The 13,434-nt window shown below is 68.0% G+C and carries 12 protein-coding genes; 9 read left to right on the forward strand and 3 right to left on the reverse strand.

Annotation, left to right across the window (positions count from 1 at the left end; genetic code table 11):
• Positions 1-65: 65 nt before the first annotated feature.
• On the reverse strand, positions 66-2,726 hold the full coding sequence (locus tag FHR56_RS15580) for a TonB-dependent receptor (protein WP_160946460.1): 2,661 nt from the start codon (positions 2,724-2,726) through the stop codon (positions 66-68).
• 874 nt (positions 2,727-3,600) lie between these two features.
• Between FHR56_RS15580 and FHR56_RS15585 the strand changes: the two genes are divergently transcribed.
• Entirely contained in the window at positions 3,601-4,623 is a 1,023-nt protein-coding gene (locus tag FHR56_RS15585) for a glucokinase family protein (RefSeq protein ID WP_160946459.1), read from the forward strand.
• Positions 4,624-5,092: 469 nt separating this feature from the next.
• Here the strand turns inward: FHR56_RS15585 and FHR56_RS15590 are convergent, their stop codons facing one another.
• Both FHR56_RS15590 and bioA read right to left on the reverse strand, forming a co-directional pair.
• A complete protein-coding gene (locus FHR56_RS15590) occupies positions 5,093-5,824 on the reverse strand; it encodes a 16S rRNA (uracil(1498)-N(3))-methyltransferase (RefSeq protein ID WP_160946458.1) in 732 nt (243 codons plus the stop codon).
• Positions 5,815-7,206, reverse strand: a complete 1,392-nt coding sequence (bioA, locus tag FHR56_RS15595; RefSeq protein ID WP_160946457.1) for an adenosylmethionine--8-amino-7-oxononanoate transaminase — start codon at positions 7,204-7,206, stop codon at positions 5,815-5,817. Before bioA ends, FHR56_RS15590 begins: the two co-directional genes overlap by 10 nt.
• An 86-nt stretch (positions 7,207-7,292) precedes the next feature.
• On the opposite strand from bioA, the gene nudE reads away from it, so the two are divergent.
• The 8 genes from nudE (at position 7,293) to gcvT (ending at position 13,379) form a co-directional block, all read left to right on the forward strand.
• On the forward strand, positions 7,293-7,835 hold the full coding sequence (gene nudE, locus FHR56_RS15600; RefSeq protein ID WP_202406913.1) for an ADP compounds hydrolase NudE: 543 nt from the start codon (positions 7,293-7,295) through the stop codon (positions 7,833-7,835).
• On the forward strand, positions 7,832-8,632 hold the full coding sequence (cysQ, locus tag FHR56_RS15605; RefSeq protein WP_184502664.1) for a 3'(2'),5'-bisphosphate nucleotidase CysQ: 801 nt from the start codon (positions 7,832-7,834) through the stop codon (positions 8,630-8,632). The genes nudE and cysQ overlap by 4 nt, the downstream gene beginning before the upstream one ends.
• Positions 8,633-8,761: 129 nt before the next feature.
• On the forward strand, positions 8,762-9,538 hold the full coding sequence (mazG, locus tag FHR56_RS15610; protein WP_160946536.1) for a nucleoside triphosphate pyrophosphohydrolase: 777 nt from the start codon (positions 8,762-8,764) through the stop codon (positions 9,536-9,538).
• A complete protein-coding gene (locus FHR56_RS15615; protein WP_160946455.1) occupies positions 9,535-9,858 on the forward strand; it encodes a YnfA family protein in 324 nt (107 codons plus the stop codon). The genes mazG and FHR56_RS15615 overlap by 4 nt, the downstream gene beginning before the upstream one ends.
• Before the next feature lie 421 nt (positions 9,859-10,279).
• Positions 10,280-10,582: a DUF962 domain-containing protein gene (locus tag FHR56_RS15620; RefSeq protein ID WP_160946454.1), complete on the forward strand. Its 303-nt coding sequence runs from the start codon at positions 10,280-10,282 to the stop codon at positions 10,580-10,582.
• 68 nt (positions 10,583-10,650) lie between these two features.
• Positions 10,651-11,613, forward strand: coding sequence for an SPFH domain-containing protein (locus FHR56_RS15625; RefSeq protein WP_160946453.1), 963 nt, complete (start codon positions 10,651-10,653; stop codon positions 11,611-11,613).
• A 3-nt stretch (positions 11,614-11,616) separates the two neighbouring features.
• On the forward strand, positions 11,617-12,048 hold the full coding sequence (locus tag FHR56_RS15630; protein WP_160946452.1) for an NfeD family protein: 432 nt from the start codon (positions 11,617-11,619) through the stop codon (positions 12,046-12,048).
• A gap of 224 nt (positions 12,049-12,272) precedes the next feature.
• Positions 12,273-13,379 (forward strand): glycine cleavage system aminomethyltransferase GcvT, encoded by a 1,107-nt coding sequence (gene gcvT, locus FHR56_RS15635; RefSeq protein WP_160946451.1) that lies wholly within the window; start codon positions 12,273-12,275, stop codon positions 13,377-13,379.
• The last annotated feature ends 55 nt before the right edge of the window (positions 13,380-13,434 follow it).

Below are 13,434 nucleotides of genomic sequence, written 5' to 3' on the forward strand. Positions count from 1 at the left end.
GCGCCGCCGCGCCGGACACGAAACAGCGCGCCACCGTGGAGGGACGGTGGCGCGCCGGTGCTACATCAGAACTTGAAGTTCAGCTGCGCCTGGTAGCCGCGGCCGTTCTTGTACATGCCGATCGGCGCGTACTTGACCTCGTTGTACCAGTAGTAGGTCGAGTCGAGCAGGTTGGTCGCGCTGAAGCTCACGCTCATCCAGTCGTTGATCTGATACGAGGCGGTCAGGTCCAGCTGCTTGTACTCGTCGGTGAACACCTGCGAGTTCAGGCGGCCGACCTGGGTGAAGTACTTGGAGCGGTAGCTGTAGTTGACGCGCACCATCCACGGGCCGTTTTCCCAGTAGGGGATCACGTTGTAGGTGTTCTTCGACAGGTACGGCAGGTTCAGGCCGGTGCTGGCGTCGGCGGTGGCGTAGGTGTAGTTCGCCTGCAGACCGAAACCGTAGCCGAAGGCCTGCTGGTAGTTCAGCGAAGCGCCCTTGACCTTGGCGTCGGAAGCGTTGATCGGCGAGCTCACCGAGTACAGGCCGCTCACCCCGGACACCGCGTCGGTCAGCTGCTGCTGCGTGGTGGTGGTGACGATGTACGAGCTGATGTCGCGGTAGAACAGTTCCGCCGACAGCATGCTGGACGGCGCGAAGTACCACTCGGCGGCCAGATCGTAGTTGGTCGACTCGTAGGGCTTCAGGTCCGGATTGCCGCCGCTGGCGGTCAGGTTGCCGTTGCTGCTGTTGATGGTGAACGAACCGGCCAGGTCGCCGTAGCGCGGACGTGCCATCACCTTGGCCACGGAGAAGCGCAACACCTTGTCGGTGTCCAGATCGTAGGCCAGGTTGAAGCTCGGCAGCGGCTTGTAGTACTGCTTGGTCACCTGCGTCTGATTGTAGGTGGCGCCGCCGTCATTGCTCTGCCAGTACAGCGACTTGTCCTTGGTGTCCACATAGCGCACACCCAGGTTGCCGCGCCACGCGCCCGACTCGAAGTTCAACTGCGCGTACAGGTCGCTGGTGATTTCCTTGACGTCGAACGAGGAGCCGTAGTCGATCTTGTATGGACCCTGCGGCTGGCCGCGCAGGTAGCTGATCACCGAGTTGAGGTTGGCGGTCGACCAGTTGGTCAGGTCGCCGCTGGCACCCAGGCCGTCGTACAGGCCGCTCGGGGTGGTGCCGGGGCTGAAGTCGGTCAGCGAGATCGCATCGGTGGTGTTGATGCGGTTGCCGCGGGCGTCGACGCCGTTGTCGTGGTTGATGTACTTGTAGCCGACCTGCAGCTTGTTCAGCGGACCCCAGTCCAAATCGCGCGCGGCATCGAACTGGAAGTACTTCTCCTTGTCCGTGCTCTTGGCGTAATAGATGCCGCCGGCCTGCATCGCCGACGCATCGGTGGAGCCGGCGGCCAGGCCAGCCGGCGAACCGACCAGGCCCCAGTTGGCGGCGCTGCCGTTGTCGTAGTTGACGTCGGTGTGGCTGCCGTCGTAACCGAAGTTGTAGCCACCGTCCTTCAGCAGGAACTTCATCAGGTACTCGGGGTTCTTGCCGCCGGTGGCCTCGGTGGTGCCGGCCTGGGTGGTGAACACCCACTTGTCGCCATAGAAGTCGTGGCGCAGGTTCAGGCTCTTGGTGGTGACGGTGCTTTCGCGGTAGTTGGTATCCAGCTGCGCATACGGCTGCTTGCCGTTGCCGGCGCCGTCGGTGACCGTGGCCTGGGTGATGTAGCCGTTCTGCACCGTGGCGCTGGTGATCTTGTCCTGATCGCCGCAGCCCGGGCAGACGTAGCGCGATTCGCTGAAGTTGTTGTACTTGCCCTTGATGTAGATGCCGGTCAGGTTGAACTCGTTCTGATCGTTCGGCTTCCACTGCAGCGCGCCCTGCAGGCCGTTGCGCTCGCGGGTCTGCTGGAAGAAGGCGCTGTTGATGCCGACCGGGATCTTGGCGGTCGCGACGTTACCACCGTCGCCGGAGATGTTGGCGGTCGGCGAGATGCCCGAGCCGGTGTTGTAGCCGAAGAACTCGATGCCGGCGCGCGACAGGTCCTGCTTGTCGTGGGTGGCGGAGATCAACGCGCCGAAGGTCTCGTCGTCGTTCTTCCAGCTCCACAGCGCCGAGCCGCGCGGATTGCCTTCTTCCGAACGGTCGTTGTAGTTGTAGCCGATCGAGCCGCGGATGGTGTTCTTCGGCAGGTCCAGCGGCTTGCGGGTGTGCACGATCACGGTGCCGCCGATCGAGCCTTCGTCGATGCGCGCTTCCGGAGTCTTGTAGACCTCCATCAGGCCGATGATTTCCGGCGACAGCAGGGTGTAGTTGAAGGTGCGGCCGCTGGTGTCGGTCGGGTTGCCGCCCCAGTCGCCCGAGGCGATGGTCTGGCCATTGAGCAGCACGCGGTTCAGCGCCGGGTCGGTGCCGTTGATGCTGACCTTCTCGCCTTCGCCGAACTGGCGGTCCACGCTGATGCCCGGCAGGTGCGCCAGCGACTCGGCGGCGTTGGTGTCCGGGAACTTGCCGATGTCTTCGGCGCTGATCGCATCGACGATGGAGTTGGCCGAGCGCTTCACCGACTGGCTCTTCTCCAGCGAGGCGCGGTAGCCGGTGACGGTGATGGCATCCAGCTGCTGGACGTTCTTGGAATCCGCGTTGGCGGAAGCGGGCGCTTCCTGCGCGGCGGCGTTACCGGACAGGTACAGCGCGGCCATGATGCTGATGGCTAAGGTCGTGGTGCGGCTATTCATTGGCTAAACCTCTGGGTGAGTACTTGGGCATGAGGTGCCAACCGATGTTCCGGCGTGCTGGCCGCTGCCCGGCCTTGTGGATGGGCGCCGCGCCTGGTGGCGCTGCGCGGATCGCATCTCGATGCGCGTCGTCCGGTCGCTGACGCGGAAGTAGCCAACCGGCGGCATCGAGGGCGCCGGTTCTTCCTGTGTTCCTGCAGGTAACAACCAAGTCCAGCAATGAAGCAGTGCACCTGCTGCCTGGTCCGGGCGCGGCTGCGTCCGTGCCCGGCGCGGGCGTGGTCTCGTCGGTTCGGGGATGCCGATTGCGGCGTCAGCGCGCGTCCTGCCACTTGGCGCGGGAGGAGCGGCGATGCGTCGCTGTATCTGAATCCCCTGAACGTGGCATGTCTTGAAGTTGTAAAACTTGTGTGAGCCGAGTCTGTCGTAGCGCTGACAGCGTTGTCAACACCCGTTTCACGCGGTTTTGACGGTTGCAAGCAAGGCTCGCCGCGGCATCTTTCTGCCGGCTTTCACAGCGTGTCCGGGGGCTGCTCTAGGTGCTTGTCTACAAAAGAAAACATGCTGGAAGATGGCGGCGACACCGCCGTTGTGACCGACAGGCCCAGGCGCGGCAAGGGCTGCCGGGTTGCCAGGCATGTGGCAAAAATTTGTGCGATGCGGCGAAATTTTGCGACGGATGTTCACCCATGCAACGGGCCTCCTCGGCCAACCCTCATGACGGCCAGGCGATCACCCACAAGAAGGCGACGTGGTGAAGACAAAACGGCAAACCGGTGAATTTCACCTTGACAACGTTGTCAAGGTGGTCGGACACTCGATCGATCAATCGGCCGAATCGGCGTGCGCCTGCTCTGGCGCAACGGGAGAAGACGTGTCCGCAAGCAGTTCATCAGTGGCAGCGGCCGTGCCGCGCGCCGAGCCTTTCATTGCTGCCGATGTCGGCGGAACCCATGTCCGGATCGGCCTGGTCGCACGCGCTGCCGGCGCCGGCCCTGCGCCGGCCGTCGATGTACTGGACTACCGCAAATACCGCTGCGCCGACTATCCCGGCCTGGCCGAGATCATTGGCGAATTCCTCGATCAGGTGCAGGGGCCGAAGCCGACCCGCGGCGTGATCGCCAGCGCCGGTTATGCACTCGAGGACGGGCGCGTCATCACCACCAATCTGCCGTGGACGCTGTCGCCGCCGGAGATCCGCGAACGCCTGGGTCTGACGGCGCTGCCCCTGGTCAACGATTTCGAAGCGGTGGCGTATGCGGCGGCGTCGATGGACGCCAGCGAAGTGCTGCATCTGGCCGGGCCGCGCAAGGCGCAGCGTGGGCCGGCCTTGGTGATCGGCCCGGGCACCGGCCTCGGTGCCGCGGTGTGGATTCCGACCCACGGCGGCGCCGTGGTGCTGGCCACCGAGGCCGGCCATGCCGCGCTGCCGGTCGGCAACGAGCTGGAACTGGCGTTGGCGCAGCGCTTGTTGCGCGACCGTTCCTATGTGCCGGTGGAGCATTTCCTGTCCGGCCCCGGTCTGCTCAATCTGTATCGCGTGCTGTGCGACCTGCGTGGCGCCACGCCCACGCATGCCGCACCGAGCGACATCACCGCGGCGGCGCTAGCTGGCGACGATCCGCTCGCGCACGAGGCGCTGTCCGCGTTCTGCGGCCTGCTCGGCAGCGTGGTCGGCGACATGGCGCTGCTGTACGGCGTGCAGGGCGGCATCTACCTGGCCGGTGGCTTCCTGCCGCAGATCGGGGCGTTCCTGTCCGCGAGCACTTTTGTCGAGCGCTACTTGAACAAGGGCGCGATGCGTCCGGCGCTGGAGCAGATCCCGGTGAAGCTGGTCGAACACGGCCAGCTTGGCGTGATCGGCGCGGCGAACTGGTTCCTGCAGCAGCGCGACTGAGGCGCTGGGCGCGGTCGCGCCGGCACAGGCCGCGTCCTGCGGCTGGTGTGCGTGCGAGTGCATCCCGCAGGCTTTTATCTCTAGTGCATGCCTGCGTTGCGCTGCCGCATCGCGCCTACAGGGCGTGCCTGCCAGCAACGGGAAGTGTCCTGTAGGAGCGGCTTCAGCCGCGACGGACTTCCCGGGAAAGCCTGGTCGCGGCTGAAGCCGCTCCTACGTGTGCGCTGGCCGTCGTGATGAGAGGCTCTCGGCGTCGCTCCTGCAGGGCAGGCCAGCTTCGGCATGAGCCGATGATTCGCCGTTCCCGACTGGCTGGGCTGCAGTCCAGGTGGGTGGCTGCGCCCGTTTCGCTACATATAAGAAGGAAGGACGCCGACGGAGGTCCGATGGCATGGCGTCGCGTCCGGTGGCACGCCAACGCCTGCAGCGCGTCCGGCGCGGCGCCGCCTACGTTGGGGCGTGCCCGAACTTACAAGTCGCCATGGTGCGCCTGCAGCGCCGCGATCGCGGCCAGGCCAGCGGTTTCAGTGCGCAGGATGCGCGGCCCCAGCCGCAGGCCGACGAAGCCGGCCGCCTCCAGCGTGGTGCGGTCGCGCGGCGACCAGCCGCCTTCCGGGCCGATCGCGATCGTTGCCGCGTCGCCGCGGATCTCCAGCGCGCGCAGACGGTGTTCGCCCTGCGGGTCGAGGATCAGCCGGCATGAGCTGTGCGCGGCGGCGCGCGCGGCGTCGGCCAGGGCCAGCGGCGCACTCAGTTGCGGCACGCGCGCGCGACCGGACTGTTCGCAGGCCGCGATCACCACGCTGCGCCAGTGCGCCACGCGCTTGTCCACTCGCGCCGCGTCCAGCTTCACTTCGGTGCGCTCGGCCCACACCGGCACGATCGCGGCGACGCCGAGCTCGGTGGCCTTCTGCAGGATCAGGTCCATCTTCTCGCCGCGCGCCACGCCCTGCAGCAGGGTGATCGCCAGCGGCGACTCGTTGTCGGCCGGCCGCGCCGCGCCGATGCGCACGCTGGCGTTGCGCTTGCCGGCCTGCAGTAGTTCGGCGTGGTAATCGCAGCCGTCGCCGTTGAACAGCACGCAGGGGTCGCCTTCGCGCAGCCGCAGCACGCGCAGCAGGTGGTTGGCGACGTCCTCCGGCAGGCTCAGTTCGGCGCCGGCATGCAGCGGCAGGTCCACATGGCAGCGGGTCAGGCGCATGCCACCGCCTCGTCGATCGCCGCCAAGGTGGTCTCGGCCAGCAGCGCCAGTTGAGCGGCATCCACGCAGTAGGGCGGCATCCAGTACAGCACGTCGCCCAGCGGGCGCAGCACCACGCCGCGCGCCAGCGCGGCACGGTAGGCATGCAGGCCCACGCGCGCCGAGGCCGGGAAGGGCGTGCGCTTGTCGCCGTTGCGGGTGAGTTCGAACGCCACCACCATGCCGGCCTGGCGCACGTCTGCCACGTGCGCGTGCTCGGCGAACGGCGCCGACAACGCGCGCATGGTTTCGGCGGTGCTGCGGTTGCGCGCGATCACGTCGTCCTCCTGCAGGATCCGCAGCGACGCCAGCGCCGCCGCGCAGGCCAGCGGGTTGCCGGTGTAGCTGTGCGAATGCAGGAAGGCGCGTTCGCGGCTGTCGTCGAGGAAGGCGTCATAGAGATGCTGGGTGGCCAGCACCGCCGACAGCGGCAGGAAGCCGCCGGTCAGGCCCTTGGACAGGCACAGCAGGTCCGGCATCACCCCGGCCTGCTCGCAGGCGAACAGGGTGCCGGTGCGGCCGAAGCCGGTGGCGATCTCGTCGGCGATCAGGAACGCGCCGTTGGCGTCGCACAGTTCGCGCGCCCGGCGCAGATAGGCCGGGTCGTGCATGCGCATGCCGCCGGCGCACTGCAGGCGCGGCTCCAGGATCACCGCGCAGATCTCGCCGGGATGGCGGTCGAACAGGTCGGCCAGCGCATCGGCGGCGGCATCGGCGCGTTCGCGCGCGCTCTGCCCGGGCGCGGCCTGGTAGGCGTCGGGCGAGGGCGCGAACAGCGCCTCGGCCAGCAGCGGCGCATACACCCGCCGGTACAGCGGGATGTCGCCGACCGCCAGTGCGCCGATGGTCTCGCCGTGGTAGCCGTTCTCCAGCGCGACGAAGCGGGTGCGCCCGGGCTCGCCGCGGTTCTGGAAATAGTGGAAGGCCATCTTCAGCGCCACTTCCACGCCGGCCGAGCCGTTGTCGGCATAGAACACCTTGGCCAGCGGCGCGCGGCCCTCCTGGCGCGGCGCCAGCGCCAGCAGTTGTTCGGCCAGCAGCACCGCCGGTTCGTGGCTGAAACCGGCCAGCATCACCTGTTCCAGCTGCGTGGCCTGGGCGGCGATGGCCGCGGCGATGCGCGGTTCGCCGTGGCCGAACAGGTTGGTCCACCAACTGCTCACCGCATCCAGGTAGCGGCGGCCGCCGTGGTCGATCAGCCAGGCGCCTTCACCGCGTGCGATCGGGACCAGGGGCAGGGTGTCGGGGTGCTCGCGCATCTGCGTGCACGGGTGCCAGAGCACGGCCAGGTCGCGCTGGCGCCACGCATCGGCCATCTGTGCTGCGGTCAGGTCTGATAGCATTTCGCGCTCATGAACAGGTTCTTCGCTCCGCGCATTCTATCGATCGACGCCGCCCGGCGCCGCAGGGTGCCGGCGTGACCCGTCCGTTGCCGGTCATCCATGCCGTGCGCGAGCGCAGCGAATCGGCCACCGAGCGTCGGGTCGAGGAACTGGACCTGGAGTTCAGCAACGGCGAACGCCGCGTGTTCCACCGGCTCAAGGCGCCGGGCCACGGCGCAGTGGTGGTGGTGCCGATGCTGGATGCGCAGACCGTGCTGCTGGTGCGCGAGTACGCCGCCGGCGTGCACCGCTACGAGCTGGGCCTGGTCAAGGGCCGTATCGACGCCGGCGAGACGCCGCTGCAGGCGGCCGACCGCGAACTCAAGGAAGAGGCCGGTTATGGTGCGCGGCAACTACGCGTGCTGCGCGCGATGACCCTGGCGCCGACCTACATGAGCCACCAGTCGTGGCTGGTGCTGGCGCAAGATCTCTATCCCGAACGACTAGCCGGCGACGAGCCGGAGGAATTGGAAGTGGTGCCCTGGAAACTGGCTGAACTGGATCAACTGATGTTGCGTGAGGATTTTTCCGAGGGGCGTTCGCTGGCGGCGCTGTTCATCGCCCGCGAGTGGCTGGGTCGCGCCGAATGATCCGTCTGACCAGTGATTTGCGCGAAACCGTGATCGCCATCGCCATCGATGCCGCCGCGGCGATCATGTCCGTCTACGCCACCGGCTTCGAGGTGGAACACAAAGCCGACGCCAGTCCCTTGACCCAGGCCGACCTGGCCGCGCACCAGATCATCGTCGAAGGCCTGGAACGGCTGACTCCGGACCTGCCGGTGCTGTCAGAGGAATCGGCACAGATCCCGTGGGAGGTGCGCCAGCACTGGACCACCTACTGGCTGGTGGACCCGCTCGACGGTACCCGCGAGTTCGTCAAGCGCAACGGTGAGTTCAGCGTCAACATCGCGCTGATCCACCAGGGCGCGCCGGTGTTCGGCGTGGTCCAGGCGCCGGTCGACGGGCGCGTCTGGCACGCAGTGCGCGGCGAGCAGGCGTACCGCCGCGAGGGCTTCCGCGATACCGCGTTGAACACGCGGCGCCCGGGCACCGCGCCGCTGCGGGTGGCGGCGAGCCGCTCGCACCGCGACGCGCGCACCGACGCGCTGCTGCAGCGCATGGGCGACATCGAACTGGTCGCGCAGGGCTCGTCGCTGAAGTTCTGCCGCATCGCCGACGGCGACCTGGACGTGTATCCGCGCTTCGGCCCGACCTCCGAGTGGGATACCGCCGCCGGGCAGTGCGTGCTGCAATCCGCCGGCGGTGCGCTGCTGGCCGCCGCGACCGGCAAGCCGTTCCGCTACAACCGCCGCGAATCGCTGCTCAATGGCGACTTCGTGGCGCTCGGCGATCCGGCGCAGCCCTGGCGCGACTGGCTGGGCTGAGCCGCGCCGCACGCGCGCGCCGCATGGCGCGCGCTCTGCCACACTAGGGGTCAGGCGGCAGCGGTGCCGTCGCACCGGAACCCGCCCGTGACCGCAGCCCGCTACGACCTTCCCGCCCTGCTCGACATCATGGCGCGCCTGCGCGACCCCGCGCAGGGCTGCCCCTGGGACCTGGAGCAGGACTTCGCGAGCATCGCCGCCTACACGGTCGAAGAGGCCTACGAAGTGGCCGACGCGATCGATCGCCAGGATCTGGCCGGGTTGAAGGACGAACTGGGCGATCTGCTGCTGCAGGTGGTGTTCCATGCGCAGATGGCGCGCGAGCAGGGCGCGTTCGGCTTCGACGATGTGGTCGCGGCGATCTGCGACAAGATGGTGCGCCGCCATCCGCACGTGTTCGGCGACAGCCAGGTGGCCGATGCCCAGCAGCAGACGCTGAAGTGGGAAGAGATCAAGCGCGCCGAGCGTGCCGCCGCCGGCGAGCGCGACGGCTCGGCGCTGGCCGGCATCGCCCGCGGTCTGCCGGAATGGCAGCGTGCGCTGAAGCTGCAGTCGCGCGCGGCGCGGGTCGGCTTCGATTGGCCCGGCCCCGCGCCGGTGCTGGACAAGGTGCAGGAAGAACTGGAAGAAGTGCGCGCGGAGCTGGCGCATGGCGCCGCGGCCGATCCTGCACGGCTGCAGGACGAGATCGGCGACCTGCTGTTCGTCTGCGCCAACCTGGCGCGGCATGCCAAGGTCGACGTCGGCGCCGCGCTGCGCCATGCCAACCTCAAGTTCGAACGTCGCTTCCGCGCGATGGAGCGCTTGGCGCAACAGGACGGCGGCGCGCTGCACGGCCTGGCCCTGGCCCAGCAGGAGGCGTACTGGCAGCGTGCCAAGGACGAAGAGCGCGCCGCGGCCGGATGAAGACGCTGCTGCTGTTCGTGCTGACCGCCGTCGCGGAAATCGTCGGCTGCTACCTTCCTTATCTCTGGCTGCGCGAACAACGCAGCGCCTGGCTGCTGGTGCCGGCTGCAGGCAGCCTGGCGGCCTTCGTCTGGCTGCTGACCCTGCACCCGGTCGCCAGCGGCCGCGTCTATGCGGCCTACGGCGGCGTCTATGTCGCCGTCGCCTTGCTGTGGCTGTGGGCGGTGCAGGGCATGCGCCCCACGCGCTGGGACCTGCTCGGTGCCGGTCTGTGCCTGGTCGGCATGGCCGTGATCATGGTCGCGCCGCGGCAGGGTTGAGGCCTGCGCGGTAGGCGGTCCTCGAAAAGTCTCTTACGACGAATGAGAGGTGGACTCCGTAGGAGCGGCTTCAGCCGCGACGGGCGCTCTCGGTGACGCGCGTCGCGGCTGAAGCCGCTCCTGCGAAGCGCACGGCGCGCCCCGCGGAGTTGCGGCACAACGCGTTAGAGGTGCCCTGAAGCCGCTCCTGCAGGTGAGTTCGCAGCCCATTGTGCCGAGGCGATGCGATTTGCTGGCGGTGCCCTTCAGGCACGCGGTTTACACCAGGCTGCAGCGTTGCGGGCATGCCTGTCGCGGCGCTGTCGTCCACCACCTGTCCGTGTCCGGCGCCTGCACCCCAGGAGGGCGTCCACGCGCTGCGAGCGAACGCCCATGCCCCGGCGTATGCTGGACGCCTGCGTCGCCTCGGGAGGGCCATCGCATGCGCCGCTTCGCCAGTTTCCGCGAGTTCTATCCGTTCTATCTGAGCGAGCACCGCCATCCGCTGTCGCGGCGGCTGCATTTCGTCGGCAGCGTCGGCGTGCTGGCGAGCGTGTTGCTGGCGCTGTGCACTGGTCAGCCGCGCTGGCTGTGGGCGGCGCCGATCTGCGGCTACGGCTGCGCCTGGATCGGGCATTTCGTGTTCGAGAAGAACCGCCCTGCCACCTTCAAGTACCCGCTGTACTCGCTGGCCGGCGACTGGGTGATGTTCAAGGACATGCTGCTGGGCCGCATCCGCTGGTGACCGGCATGTGCGCGTGCGCTGGCTATACTGCGGATTCGATTCTTTCTTCTGGTTAATGGAGCAACCTGATGCCGTCCACTTTCTTCTTCGCGGTGGTGCTGTTGGCCGCCGGCGTGATCATTCTGTTCAAGACCGTGCGCATGGTGCCGCAGGGATTCCAGTGGACGGTGGAGCGCTTCGGTCGCTACACCCACACCCTGTCGCCCGGCCTGCATTTCCTGATTCCGGTGGTGTACGGGGTAGGGCGCAAGGTCAACATGATGGAGCAGGTGCTGGACGTGCCCAGCCAGGACGTCATCACCAAGGACAACGCGGTGGTGCGCGTGGACGGGGTGGTGTTCTTCCAAGTGCTGGACGCCGCCAAGGCGGCGTATGAGGTGTCGAATCTTGAGATCGCCACGATCGCGTTGGTGCAGACCAACATCCGTACCGTGATCGGCTCGATGGACCTGGACGAATCGCTGAGCCAGCGCGAGACCATCAATGCGCAGCTGTTGAACGTGGTCGACCACGCCACCAATCCGTGGGGCATCAAGGTCACCCGCATCGAGATCCGCGACATCCAGCCGCCGCGCGACCTGGTCGATGCGATGGCCCGGCAGATGAAGGCCGAGCGCGAGAAGCGCGCGCAGATCCTCGAGGCCGAGGGTTCGAGGCAGTCGGAGATCCTGCGCGCCGACGGCGAGAAGCAGGCCGCGGTGCTGGAGGCCGAAGGCCGCAAGGAGGCCGCGTTCCGCGACGCCGAAGCGCGCGAGCGCCTGGCCGAGGCCGAAGCGCGGGCGACGGCGATGGTGTCCAAGGCGATCGCCGAAGGCGACGTGCAGGCGATCAACTACTTCATCGCGCAGAAGTACGTGGAGGCGTTCAAGGAGCTGGCCACCGCGCCGAACCAGAAGTTCGTGCTGATGCCGATGGAGTCCAGCGGCATCATCGGCTCGATCGCCGGCATCGCCGAACTGGCGCGCGAGGCGCTGAACAAGCAAGCCACCCCGCCGGCAGTGCCGCGCGTGCCGCCGCGCAGCGGAGTCTGAGCCATGCGCATTGAGGTAGTGGCCTGGGGTGCCCTGACCTTGTTGCTGTTCGCGGCCGAATCGCTGGCGCCGGGCGCCTTCATGCTGTGGATGGGCTTCGCTGCCGCGGCGGTGTTCCTCGCGGTGCTGGTGTTCCCGGACATTTCCCTGCTGCTGCAGGTCGGCGCATTCGTGGTGCTGAGCTTCGTCTCGATCCAGGTGTACCGCACCTGGTTCCGCAACCGCGGCCGGACCAGCGACCAACCGCTGCTCAACCGCCGCGCCGAGCAACTGATCGGCCGCGTGGTGACCCTGGACCAGCCGATCCACGGCGGCCGCGGCCGCGCCAAGGTCGACGACGCCTTCTGGGTCGTCGGCGGTCCCGACCTGCCCGCCGGCAGCACGGTGCGCATCGTCGGCGTGGACGGAATGACGCTGCTGGTCCAGGCGGCTTGAAGGCCGGGATTGGGGATTGGGGATTGGGGATTCGTAGGAGCGGCTTCAGCCGCGACCTGGGACCGATGACGGGTCGCGGCTGAAGCCGCTCCTACGGCACTGCTGCGCGATCAAGCGCCAACGTTCCGGCTCAAGGCAGCCGCTCTTGCGAATCCCCAATCCCGACTCCCCAATCCCGGCTCCCTGCCGGCGATAATGGGGGACTTTTCTCACGGACCCGCGCCATGACCCAGAAGACCATCCTCAACGACAGCCACCGCGCCCTCGGCGCCAAGATGGTCGACTTCGGCGGCTGGGACATGCCGATCCACTACGGTTCGCAGATCGACGAGCACCACCAGGTGCGCCGCGACGCCGGCATGTTCGACGTCAGCCACATGACCGTGGTCGATCTGCACGGAGACCAAGTCCGCGCGTTCCTGCGCCACCTGCTGGCCAATTCGGTGGACAAGCTGAAGGTGCCGGGCAAGGCGCTGTACACCTGCATGCTCAACCCGCAGGGCGGGGTGATCGACGATCTGATCGTCTATTACATGTCCGATGCGTTCTTCCGCCTGGTGGTCAACGCCGCCACCCGCGCCAAGGACCTGGCCTGGATCGGTGAGCAGGCGCAGGCGTTCGGCGTGCAGGTGCGCGAGCGCGACGACTTCGCGATGATCGCGGTGCAGGGGCCGAACGCGCGCGCCAAGGCGATCGGCCTGCTGCGCGAGCAGGACCGTGCCGCCGCCCAGAAGCTCGGCCGTTTCGCCGCGCTCGAGGCGACCTCGGTCGACGGCGTGCCGCTGTTCGTCGCGCGCACCGGCTACACCGGCGAGGACGGCTTCGAGATCGCGCTGCCGCAGCAGCAGGCGCCGGCGTTCTGGGAGGCGTTGATCGGCGCCGGGGTCAAGCCGGCCGGCCTGGGCGCGCGCGACACGCTGCGCCTGGAGGCGGGCATGAACCTGTACGGCCAGGACATGGACGACACCGTGTCGCCCTACGAGGCCGCGCTGGCCTGGACCGTGACCCTCGACGAGGGCCGCGACTTCATCGGCCGCGCCGTGCTCGAGGCGCAGAAGGCCGGCGGCGCGCCGCGGCAGATGATCGGCCTGGTGATGGACGAGAAGGGCGTGCTGCGCCATGGGCAGAAGGTGCTGACCGCGAACGGCGACGGCGAGATCCTGTCCGGCACCTTCTCGCCGACGCTGGGCAAGGCGATCGCCTTCGCGCGGGTGCCGGCCGGCGAGCCGGGCGCGGTGCGCGTGGACATCCGCGGCAAGGAGGTGCCGGTGCGCGTGGTCAAGTTCCCGTTCGTGCGCGAAGGCCAGGTCCAGCCCGGCGTGCTCGACTGAGTCCCGTCCGCCGCGCGCGCGACTTCTTCCCCATGCGCGCGGTTCGCTACACTAG

Origin of the sequence: Xanthomonas sp. F10 (genome assembly GCF_014206815.1) — a bacterium.
GTDB classification, from domain to species: Bacteria; Pseudomonadota; Gammaproteobacteria; order Xanthomonadales; family Xanthomonadaceae; genus Xanthomonas_A; species Xanthomonas_A indica.

Excerpts from the sequence above, each read along its gene's own strand:
- cysQ (WP_184502664.1), top strand. The coding sequence starts at position 7,832 with ATGATCCGTCTGACCAGTGATTTGCGCGAAACCGTGATCGCCATCGCC.
- FHR56_RS15615 (WP_160946455.1), top strand. The coding sequence starts at position 9,535 with ATGAAGACGCTGCTGCTGTTCGTGCTGACCGCCGTCGCGGAAATCGTC.
- FHR56_RS15620 (WP_160946454.1), top strand. The coding sequence starts at position 10,280 with ATGCGCCGCTTCGCCAGTTTCCGCGAGTTCTATCCGTTCTATCTGAGC.
- gcvT (WP_160946451.1), top strand. The coding sequence starts at position 12,273 with ATGACCCAGAAGACCATCCTCAACGACAGCCACCGCGCCCTCGGCGCC.
- FHR56_RS15590 (WP_160946458.1), bottom strand. The coding sequence starts at position 5,824 with ATGCGCCTGACCCGCTGCCATGTGGACCTGCCGCTGCATGCCGGCGCC.
- FHR56_RS15630 (WP_160946452.1), top strand. The coding sequence starts at position 11,617 with ATGCGCATTGAGGTAGTGGCCTGGGGTGCCCTGACCTTGTTGCTGTTC.
- mazG (WP_160946536.1), top strand. The coding sequence starts at position 8,762 with ATGGCGCGCCTGCGCGACCCCGCGCAGGGCTGCCCCTGGGACCTGGAG.
- bioA (WP_160946457.1), bottom strand. The coding sequence starts at position 7,206 with ATGCTATCAGACCTGACCGCAGCACAGATGGCCGATGCGTGGCGCCAG.
- FHR56_RS15625 (WP_160946453.1), top strand. The coding sequence starts at position 10,651 with ATGCCGTCCACTTTCTTCTTCGCGGTGGTGCTGTTGGCCGCCGGCGTG.
- FHR56_RS15580 (WP_160946460.1), bottom strand. The coding sequence starts at position 2,726 with ATGAATAGCCGCACCACGACCTTAGCCATCAGCATCATGGCCGCGCTG.